This window comes from Vibrio sp. Vb0667 (assembly GCF_033391095.1).
In genome coordinates this window covers 1-1,297 of the sequence record NZ_JAWPOL010000211.1, presented here as the reverse complement: position 1 = coordinate 1,297, position 1,297 = coordinate 1, and the positions used below count along the sequence as shown (strand labels likewise).

The window sequence follows — 1,297 nt, the reverse complement described above, 5'->3', positions numbered from 1 at the left end:
TTTGAGTATGAAGCGCACTTTGCTAAGTACGAAAAAGGCGATTTTTACCAAAAACACCTTGATTGCTTTAAAGGGAACGAAAACCGTCGCTTAACCACGGTGTTCTACATGAATGAATCTTGGAGTGAAGAGGACGCGGGCGAACTGGTCGTCTATGACCTCAATGACAAAGAAATCGCAACAATACCGCCTCGTGGGGGGCGTCTACTGGTGTTCTTATCTGAACAGTTTCCTCATGAAGTGTTGCCAACTAACGCGCAACGTTTCAGTATCGCAGGCTGGTTCAGAATTAATGGTGTGAGAGATAACCTTCTGGATATCGCGAGTTAACATCTAGACACTAAATACTAAAAAGGGCGCGTGATGCGCCCTTTTTAATGTCCGTAAATCGGCTTTAGTGGCAAATAGATATGTTGTAGCAAGCCGTCATATTCTGCTCTAAAACCTCATAGACGTGAGCGCAGAGTTTATTCTGCTCAATTAGGTCATCCATGATCTCTGCAATTTGTGTTTGGCTCATTCGTCCTCGATAAGGGCGATCTTGCGATAGTGCCTGAAACACATCGGCAACGGCAATAATGCGAGAAGGGATGTCGAGTTCTTCTGCTGTTTTATGGTAAGGGTAGCCAGAGCCGTCCAAGCGTTCATGGTGATTTGAAGCCCATTCTGCGATTTTGGCGTTTGGGAACACCTTATGCAGCGCAAGTTGAGTATCTATCGTATGTCGTTTGATTCTCGTGTATTCCTGCTTACTGAGCGCGCCTTCCTTATGTAGAATTTCATCCGGCGTCTTTAGCTTACCTATGTCGTGAACCAAACCGGCAATAAACAGCATTTCTTGGTCGTGTTCATCGAGTCCTAATTTGCCCGCCAAATAGCGCGACAACTCAGCAACTTTTTGCGAGTGTTGATAAGTAAATGGGCTTTTCGCATCGACAATGCGCGCCAGAAATAATCCAAGGCTGTTCATGTCCCAAATGGTTAACTGTTTTTGTAACCAATCAATGCTCTTAAAATTCAGACCAATGGTTTCGATGTTTTCTGATTCCATCGCGAACCAAAATCCGTCGGTCATGATGAGCTTAACCATGGCTTCGCACATGGCTGGATTAAATAAGGTGCCAGCATTCGCCAATACACATTCTGCAATCAACTCCTCATGCAAAGTGACAATGTCACAGTGGCAGTTCATTACATAGCGCGCACGCATGAAGTCTAGTCGATCAGAAAGGTAGAGTAGGGCCGCAACGTCTTTTTCGAACTCAGGCAGGTCGAGATGTTGCAGTTCATCCCAATG

Annotated in this window: 2 protein-coding genes; one reads left to right on the top strand and one right to left on the bottom strand. The window is 45.3% G+C overall.

Features of this window, described 5'->3' with window-relative positions:
- On the top strand, nt 1-330 hold a 330-nt coding region (locus R8269_RS24695; protein ID WP_318222841.1), incomplete at its 5' end, for a 2OG-Fe(II) oxygenase.
- A 64-nt stretch (nt 331-394) separates the two neighbouring features.
- On the opposite strand, the gene R8269_RS24690 is transcribed toward R8269_RS24695, so the two are convergent.
- The coding region (locus R8269_RS24690; RefSeq protein WP_318222840.1) for an HD-GYP domain-containing protein at nt 395-1,297 on the bottom strand (903 nt) is incomplete at its 5' end.